The sequence below is a fragment of the Mycolicibacterium vaccae NBRC 14118 = CIP 105934 genome (assembly GCF_001552715.1).
Classification (GTDB): Bacteria; Actinomycetota; Actinomycetes; order Mycobacteriales; family Mycobacteriaceae; genus Mycobacterium; species Mycobacterium vaccae.
Window position 1 is genome coordinate 62,797 of sequence record NZ_BCRS01000005.1, and the last position, 8,750, is coordinate 71,546.

5 protein-coding genes are annotated in these 8,750 nt (G+C 70.6%); all 5 read left to right on the top strand.

Annotated features, from left to right (window positions below; translation table 11 throughout):
- Positions 1-80: 80 nt before the first annotated feature.
- Positions 81-1,928: a type VII secretion AAA-ATPase EccA gene (gene eccA, locus MVA01S_RS02090; RefSeq protein ID WP_003933740.1), complete on the top strand. Its 1,848-nt coding sequence runs from the start codon at positions 81-83 to the stop codon at positions 1,926-1,928.
- Positions 1,925-3,469: a type VII secretion protein EccB gene (gene eccB / locus MVA01S_RS02095; protein WP_003933739.1), complete on the top strand. Its 1,545-nt coding sequence runs from the start codon at positions 1,925-1,927 to the stop codon at positions 3,467-3,469. Before eccA ends, eccB begins: the two co-directional genes overlap by 4 nt.
- Entirely contained in the window at positions 3,466-7,473 is a 4,008-nt protein-coding gene (locus MVA01S_RS02100; RefSeq protein ID WP_003933738.1) for a type VII secretion protein EccC, read from the top strand. The genes eccB and MVA01S_RS02100 overlap by 4 nt, the downstream gene beginning before the upstream one ends.
- Positions 7,473-7,787 (top strand): PE family protein, encoded by a 315-nt coding sequence (locus MVA01S_RS02105; protein ID WP_003933737.1) that lies wholly within the window; start codon positions 7,473-7,475, stop codon positions 7,785-7,787. The genes MVA01S_RS02100 and MVA01S_RS02105 overlap by 1 nt, the downstream gene beginning before the upstream one ends.
- Positions 7,787-8,750 (top strand): PPE family protein (locus MVA01S_RS02110; RefSeq protein ID WP_169801740.1); only part of this gene is annotated, 964 nt, incomplete at its 3' end. The genes MVA01S_RS02105 and MVA01S_RS02110, both read left to right, overlap by 1 nt.

Here is an 8,750-nt window from a genome sequence, read left to right on the forward strand (position 1 = left end):
CTTAGCCATACATAAGTCGTCGCAAGGAGATGCGGGGGACGGGGTCCGGTAGTGCCGGGGTCCGGCACCGCGAAAAGCTCATGGATTTTGGGAGTGACACGATCGCGGCGTCGGCCGGACCGCCCCGCGTCGATCCGGATGTGGTCAGCCGGTTCGCCACCTGCTGCCGCGCACTGGGGTTGTCCGTGCATGACCGGCGGCGACCCGCGGACCAGGCGGCGGCCAGGACCGGGTTCGCGGCGCTGACCCGCATCGCGCACGACCAGTGCGACGCGTGGGCCGGGCTGGCGGCCGCCGGGGACGATTCCCCGCACGTGATCGAGGCCGTGTGGCAGACGTCGGCGACTGCCGGAGTCCTGCAACGCGCGATCCAGCTGGCTCCCGGAGCGCTCGGCTTCGGCTACGACAGCGGGCTGTACCTCCGGTTCCGCGCGTCCACCCGCGACGACTTCGCGCTGGCCTACGCTGTGCGCCTCTGCGACGCCGACCGCTACGAGGAGGCCGACGAACTCGTCGGCCGGCTTCTCGAACGGCGGCCCGACTGGCTGGAGGCGCGGTGGGTGCGTGCGGTGCTGCACCACCGGGCGGGCCGGTGGTCCGACGTGGTGCGGATGCTCACCCCGCTGGTGGCCGACCCGGCCCTGGACGAGACGACCGCGCACGCGGCCCGCGTCGCCGTCGGCACCGCGCTGGCGCGGTTGGGGATGTTCGCCCCCGCGCTGTCGCACCTGGAGCGGCCCGAAGGTCCCGTCTCCGTCGCGGCGGTGGACGGCGCGCTGATCAAGGCGCTGTCGCTGCGCGCCCAGGGTGAAGACGACGAAGCCCACGAGCTGCTCCAGGAGCTCTACGCGGCCAACCCGGAGAACCTGCAGATCGAAGAGGCGTTGTCGGACAACACCTTCGGAATCCCGACCACCACCGCCGCGCGCATCGAGGCGCGCAGCAACCCGTGGGATCCGGCGACCGAGCCGGGCGAAGCCGATTTCGTCGACCCGGGTGCCAAGGACCGCAAGGCGCACCTGCTGATCGAGGCGGAAGCCGAACTGGCCGAGTTCATCGGCCTCGACGAGGTCAAGTACCAGGTGGCCCGCCTGAAAAGCTCTGTGGCGATGTCGATCCGGCGCCAGGAGCGCGGGCTGGCCGTCGCGCAGCGCACCAACCACCTGGTCTTCGCAGGCCCGCCCGGCACAGGTAAGACCACGATCGCCCGCGTGGTCGCCAAAATCTACTGCGGGCTGGGCCTTCTGAAGAAGGAGACGGTGCGCGAGGTGCACCGCGCCGACCTGATCGGCCAGCACATCGGCGAGACCGAGGCCAAGACGAACGCCATCATCGACAGCGCGCTCGACGGCGTGCTGTTCCTCGACGAGGCCTACGCGCTGGTCTCCACCGGCGCCAAGAACGATTTCGGGTTGGTGGCCATCGACACGCTGCTGGCACGGATGGAGAACGACCGCGATCGCCTGGTCGTCATCGTGGCCGGCTACCGCAAGGACCTCGACACGTTCCTCGACAGTAACGAGGGTCTGCGGTCCCGATTCACCAGAAGCATCGACTTCCCGTCGTACTCAGGCAAGGAGCTCGTCGAGATCGCCACACGCATGGCCGAGAAGCGGGACTCCCGCTTCGAAGACGCCGCCCGCGCAGACATGGAGCGGTTGTTCGAATACCTGGCGCAGGCCACCACCCCCGACGCCACCGGGGTGGACCGGCGCAGCCTCGACATCGCGGGTAACGGGCGTTTCGTACGTAACCTCGTCGAGCGTTCCGAGGAGGAGCGCGAATACCGGCTCGATCACTCGGACTCGGACGACTTCACCGACGACGAGCTGATGACGATCACCGCCACCGACGTGGCCCACTCGGCCGGCCCGCTGCTCCGTGGGCTCGGTCTGTCCATGCCGCAGCAGCTTTCGGAGAAGCAGTGAGCACCCCCGACGACGAGCGGCGGTCGTTCACCTCCCGCACGCCCACCAACGAGAACCCACAGCGGGTCACCTACCGGCGCGGATTCGTCACCCGTCACCAGGTCACCGGTTGGCGATTCGTCATGCGCCGCATCGCTTCCGGGGTCGCACTGCACGACACCCGGATGCTGGTCGACCCGCTGCGCACGCAGTCGCGCTCGGTGCTCGTCGGCGGGCTCATCCTGGTCACCGGTCTGATCGGCTGCTTCCTGTTCTCGTTGATTCGGCCCTCCGGCGCCGCGGGCACCGACGCCGTGCTCGCCGACCGCGACACCGCGGCGCTCTACGTCAGGCTGGGGGAGCAACTGCACCCTGTGCTGAACCTGGCCTCGGCCCGCCTGATCACCGGTAGGCCCGACAACCCGGCGATGGTCAAGAGCAGCGAACTCGACCAGTTCCCGCGCGGAAACCTGATCGGGATCCCCGGTGCGCCGGAACGCATGGTGGCCAACACGACCCGCGACGCGTACTGGACGGTGTGCGATGCGGCGACGGGTTCGACCACCGGTGTCACCGTGATCGCCGGTCCGCCTGTGGACGGAGGCGAGCGCGCCGCCGCCCTGCCCACGGGGCACGCGGTGCTCGCCGAGAACGGCGGCCGGACCTGGCTGCTGTGGGACGGCAGGCGCAGCCCGATCGACCTGGCCGACCGCGCGGTCACCGACGCACTCGGTATCGGCGTGGATATCGCTGCGCCGCAACCGATCGCCGACGGACTGTTCAACGCGATCCCTGAGGCGCCGCCGCTGGTCACCCCGGCCGTCGCCGGCGCCGGTACGCCGTCGGAGGCACCGCTGCCCGAACCGCTTCCGGTCGGTGCCGTCGTCGTCGCCTACGACGCCGACAACGCGATCCGCCATTACGTCGTCCTCGCCGAGGGTCTGCAGCCGATCACGCCGGTGGTGGCCGCGGTCCTGCGCAATTCGAACTCCTATGGTCTGGCGCAGCCGCCGCGGCTCGACGCCGACGTGGTGGCCAGGATTCCGGAGGCGACCGGCGTCGACACCACGGTCTACCCGTCCGAACGGGTCACCCTCGTCGACCCGGCCGCCGATCCGGTTACCTGTGCCGAGTGGGCCAAACCCGAAGGTGCACAGGACAGTTCCCTGACACTGCGGTCCGGCGCGGTACTGCCGGTCGCCGACGGCGTGCGCACCGTCGAGCTGGTCAGCTCCGGCACCCCGGGCGGACCGGCCGACCGGGTTGCGCTGCCGCCGGGCACCGGCTGGTTCGTCGACAGCGGCGGCTCCCTGTTCTGGGTCGGTGACACCGGCGTCCGCTACGGCATCGAGACGAACGCCGGCGCCGCAGGCGAGGGGGCCGATACGGTGGCCGCACTCGGCCTGACCACCCCACCCCTGCCCATCCCGTGGTCGGTGCTGTCCCAGTTCGCCGCGGGCCCGACGCTGTCGCGCACCGACGCGCTGCTGGCCCACGATTCGCTGGCCCCCGCTCCCGCACCCGCCCGGGTGCAGACCACCCCTCTGTTGGAGAAACCATGAGCAGGCTGATCTTCGAGCACCGCAGGCGCGTGCCCGCGCCGGCAGTGCCGAAGGGCACCATCACCATCGAGCCGCCGCCGGAGCTGCCGCGGGTGATCCCGCCGTCGCTGCTGCGCCGCGCGCTGCCGTACCTGATCGTGATCCTGATCGTCGGGATGATCGTCGCGCTCGTCGCGACCGGGCTGCGGATGATCTCCCCGACGATGCTGTTCTTCCCGTTCGTGCTGCTGCTCGCGGCCACGGCGCTGTACCGGGGCACCGACAACAAGATGCGCACCGAGGAGGTCGACGCCGAGCGCGCCGACTACCTCCGCTACCTGTCGGTGGTGCGGGACAACGTGCGCGCACACGCCGACGAGCAGCGCGCCGCGCTGGAGTGGTCGCATCCGGAACCGGCTGCGCTGGTGAGTATCCCGGGCACCCGGCGCCAGTGGGAACGCGATCCCCACGACAGCGACTTCCTGGTGCTGCGCGCCGGGCGCCACGACCAACCGCTGGGCACCACGCTGCGGGTCAAGGACACCGCCGACGAGATCGACCTGGAACCGGTGTCGCACAGCACGCTCCGCAGCCTGCTCGACACGCAGCGCACAGTGCACGCGGCGCCCGCCGGAATCGACCTGACCAAGGTCGCGCGGATCACCGTCGTCGGTGACCAGGCCGAGGTGGCCGGTGCCCTGCGGGCCTGGATCGCCCAGGCCGTCACCTGGCACGACCCGTCGGTGCTCGGCGTCGCGTTCGCCGGGCAGCGGCTGGAGTCCCACGCGTGGTCGTGGCTGAAATGGCTGCCGCACACCGACGTTCCCGGTCAAGTCGACGGGGTGGGACCGGCCAGGTACCTCGCGGCCGAACCGGCTGAGCTGCACTCGCTGCTGGCCCCGGCGCTGGCCGCACGGGCACCGTTCACCGGGGACGGCCCCTCGGAGGCCAAACATCTGCTCGTCGTGCTCGACGACCCGGACGCCGATCCCGGTCAGTTCGTCGGCCGCGGTCTGGCGGGGGTGACCGTGATCCACCGGACCACGACAGAGCCCGACCGCGACCGGTACCCGGACCCCGAGCGGCCGATCCTGCGGGTGACCGCGGGCCGGATCGAGCGCTGGCAGAACGGGGAATGGGCGCCGTTCGTCGACGCTGCCGACCGGCTGGGCGCCGACGACGCACGCCACATCGCGCGGCGGCTGGCCCGCTGGGACTCCAACCCCGACCACGGTCGGTCCGCGACCACCGGCGGCGCGGCGTTCACCACGCTGCTGGGGATTCCGGACGCGTCGGCACTCGACGTCGCCGCGCTGTGGGCACCGCGCAACCGCGACGACGAACTGCGGGTGCCTATCGGTGTGACCGCCACGGGCGAGCCGCTGATCTTCGACCTCAAAGACGAGGCCGAGGGCGGCATGGGCCCGCACGGCCTGATGATCGGCATGACGGGTTCGGGCAAATCGCAGACCCTGATGGCGATCCTGTTGTCGCTGTTGACGACCCACTCGGCCGACCGGCTGATCGTCATCTACGCCGACTTCAAGGGCGAGGCCGGCGCGGACATCTTCCGGAACTTCCCGCAGGTCGTGGCCGTGATCTCCAACATGGCCGAGAAGCGTTCGCTGGCCGACCGGTTCGCCGACACGCTGCGCGGTGAGGTGGCCCGCCGCGAGCAACTGCTCAAGGAGGCCGGGAGGCGCGTGCAGGGCAGCGCGTTCAACTCGGTCACCGAGTACGAGAACGCCCGCATGTCCGGGGCCGGAGAGGCCGCCGACCTGCCGCCGCTGCCCACGCTGTTCGTGGTCGCCGACGAGTTCACCCTGATGCTGGCCGAGCATCCCGAATACGCCGAGTTGTTCGATTACGTTGCCCGCAAGGGCCGCTCGTTCCGGATCCACCTGCTGTTCGCATCCCAGACGCTGGACGTGGGCCGGATCAAGGACATCGACAAGAACACCTCCTACCGCATCGGCCTGAAGGTGGCCAGCCCGAGCGTGTCCCGGCAGATCATCGGTGTCGAGGACGCCTATCACATCGAGTCCGGCCGTGAGCACAAGGGCGAGGGCTTCCTGGTCCCTGCACCCGGTGCCCGCCCGATCAAGTTCCGCAGCACCTACGTGGACGGGATCTACGAGCCGCCGCGGGTGGACCGGTCGATCGTGGTGCACGCGATTCCGAAGCCGCAGTTGTTCAACGCCGGATGGGTCGATCCCGAACCCGACACGGTGATCGTCGACGATGGCGCCGACGTCGAGGTGCTGCCGCCGCGCAAGCTGATCACCACGATCGGTGAGCAACTCGCCCGCTACGGACCCCGGGCGCCGCAGCTGTGGCTGCCCCCGCTGGAGGAGCCGATCCCGCTTCGCGACGTGCTGCAGCGCTCCGGTGTCGCTGCGCGCCAATGGCGCTGGCCGCTCGGCGAGATCGACCGCCCCTTCCAGATGCGCCGCGACCCGCTGATCTTCGATGCCACCTCCGCGTCGGCGAACGTGGTGATCCACGGCGGCCCGAAGTCCGGGAAGTCCACCGCGCTGCAGACGTTCGTGCTCTCGGCCGCGGCGTTGCACGCCCCGGGCGACGTGTCGTTCTACTGCCTGGACTACGGCGGCGGGCAGCTGCGGGCGCTCGACGGGCTGGCCCATGTCGGCAGCGTGGCCTCGCCGCTGGAATCCGAGCGGATCCGGCGCACGTTCGGCGAACTGGAGCAGCTGCTGCGGGCGCGCCAACAACACGGGGCCACCGCGGGCAACGGCGGATACCGGGACGGTTACGGCGAGGTCTTCCTGCTGATCGACAACCTGTACGCGTTCAGCCGGGACAACACCGACACCTTCAACTCGCGGAACCCGTTGCTGGCCAAGGTCACCGAACTCGTCAACACCGGCCTGGCCTACGGCATCCACGTCGTGATCACCACCCCGAACTGGCTTGAGGTGCCGCTGGCCATGCGCGACGGGCTCGGGCTTCGCCTCGAGCTCCGGTTGCACGACGCCCGCGACAGCAACGTCCGCGCGGTCGCCAAGGACACCTCGCTGCGCCGGCCGGCCGAGAGCGTGCCCGCCGACCAGCCCGGACGTGGCCTCACGATGGCCGCCGAGCACTTCCTGTTCGCCGCTCCGGCACTGGAATCCATCTCCGCGCTCAACGCCCGCTACCTGGGGCAGAGCGCACCGCCGGTGCGGCTGCTGCCTGCCGACCTGTCGCCGAGCGTGTTCCCGACGCTCTACCCCGGCCCGGAACGGGTTGTCCTCGGCCAGCGCGAAGAGGATCTCGCGGCGGTCACGGCCGACTTCGGTGACAACCCGTTGATGATGGTGTTCGGTGACGCCAAGACCGGCAAGACCACCTTGCTCAGGCACCTGATCCGCACGATCCGGGAGAACTCGCGCCCCGACCAGGTCGCGTTCACGGTGATCGACCGGCGCCTGCAACTGGTCGACGAACCGCTGTTCCCGGACAACGAGTACACGCCCAACATCGACCGGATCCTGCCGGCGATGCTCGGACTGTCGGCGCTGCTGGAGAAACGCCGCCCGCCTGCGGGGCTGAGCCCGCAGGAACTCAGCCGGTGGGACTTCCGTGCCGGCGCAAACGGATCCGGCAGCCACCTGCACTACCTGATCGTCGACGACGTGGACCAGATCCCGGACGGACCCGCCGTCAGCGGCCCGTTCGCCGGACAGCGGCCCTGGACGGCGCTGATCGGACTGCTCGCCCAGGCCTCGGATCTGGGTCTGCGGGTGATCGTCACCGCGAGGGCGGCCGGGTCGGCGCACGCGGTGATGACCGCGCCGCTGCTGCGCCGGCTCAACGACCTGCAGGCCACCACGCTGATGCTGTCGGGTAACCCGCAGGACAGCGGCAAGATCCGCGGTCACCGGTTCTCCCGGCTGCCGGTCGGCCGGGCGATGCTGCTCGACGACGGCAACACCGCGGACAGCCCGACGTTCGTCCAGCTCGTCAACCCCCTCGCCGAGGACACGGCCGCCCGAACCGGCCACAGCGGAAAGGAATACAGCTGATGACCCTGCGTGTGGTCCCCGAAGGTCTGACCGCGGCCGCTGCGGCGGTAGAGGCGCTCACCGCCCGGATGGCCGCCGCGCACGCCGCCGCCGCCCCGCTGGTCACCGCGGTGCTGCCGCCGGCGGCGGATGCGGTGTCGCTGCAGACCGCAACCGGTTTCAGCGCCGCCGGGGCCGAGCACCAGGCCGTCGCGGCCCAGGGTGTCGAGGAACTCGGCCGGTCCGGCATCGGGGTCGGCGAGTCGGCGGCCAGCTACGCCACCGGTGACGCGATGGCCGCCGCGACCTACCTGACCGCACGGGGCGCAGGGTGATAGCCGCTCCGGTGTGGATGGCGTTGCCCCCCGAGGTGCATTCGGCGCTGCTCAGCAGCGGCCCCGGGCCGGGCTCGGTGCTGGCCGCAGCGGGCGCCTGGCAGTCCCTGAGCGCCGAATACGCCGCTGCCGCAGCTGAACTCACCGCTATCCTGGCGGCGGTACAGGCCGGCGCATGGGAGGGCCCGAGTTCCGAACAGTACGTGGCCGCGCACACGCCCTACCTGGCGTGGCTGGCGCAGCAGAGTGCGGCGGGCGCCGCTGCGGCGGTGCAGCACGAGACCGCCGCGGCCGCGTACTCGACGGCGCTGGCGACCATGCCGACGCTGCCGGAGTTGGCGCTCAACCACACCACCCGCGCCGTGCTCGTATCCACGAACTTCCTCGGCATCAACACGATTCCGATCGCGCTGAACGAGGCCGACTACGTCCGGATGTGGATCCAGGCGGCCACCACCATGGCGACCTACCAGGCGGTGTCGGGCGCCGCGCTGGCCACGACTCCGACTGCGAGCCCCGCCCCTTCGGTACTGGTGCCCGGGGTGGGGGAGGCGGGCAGGGCGATGGCCGACGTCAGCGCGATGGCCGCCCAGATGCAGGCCACCGAGGCGGGTTCGGCGATGAGCCTGTCCGACATCATCGCCGACCTCATCAGGGCCTACGGCGAGCTGATCCGGTTCCTGTTCGAACCGATCATCGACTTCCTGCGCGACCCGCTGGGCAACACCATCCGGCTGATCACGGACTTCCTGACCAACCCCGCGCAGGCGCTGATCACCTGGGGTCCGTTCCTGTCCGCCATTGCCTACCAGGCGATCTCGTGGGTCGGTGCGTCGATCCTGTACCCGTCGCTGATCCTGCTGCCGCTGCTCGCGACGACGCTCGCGATCGTACTCGGCGTGGGCGCCTACCTGCTGGAGAACATGCCCGCCCCGCCCCAGGACACCCCCGCCGAGGAGCCCG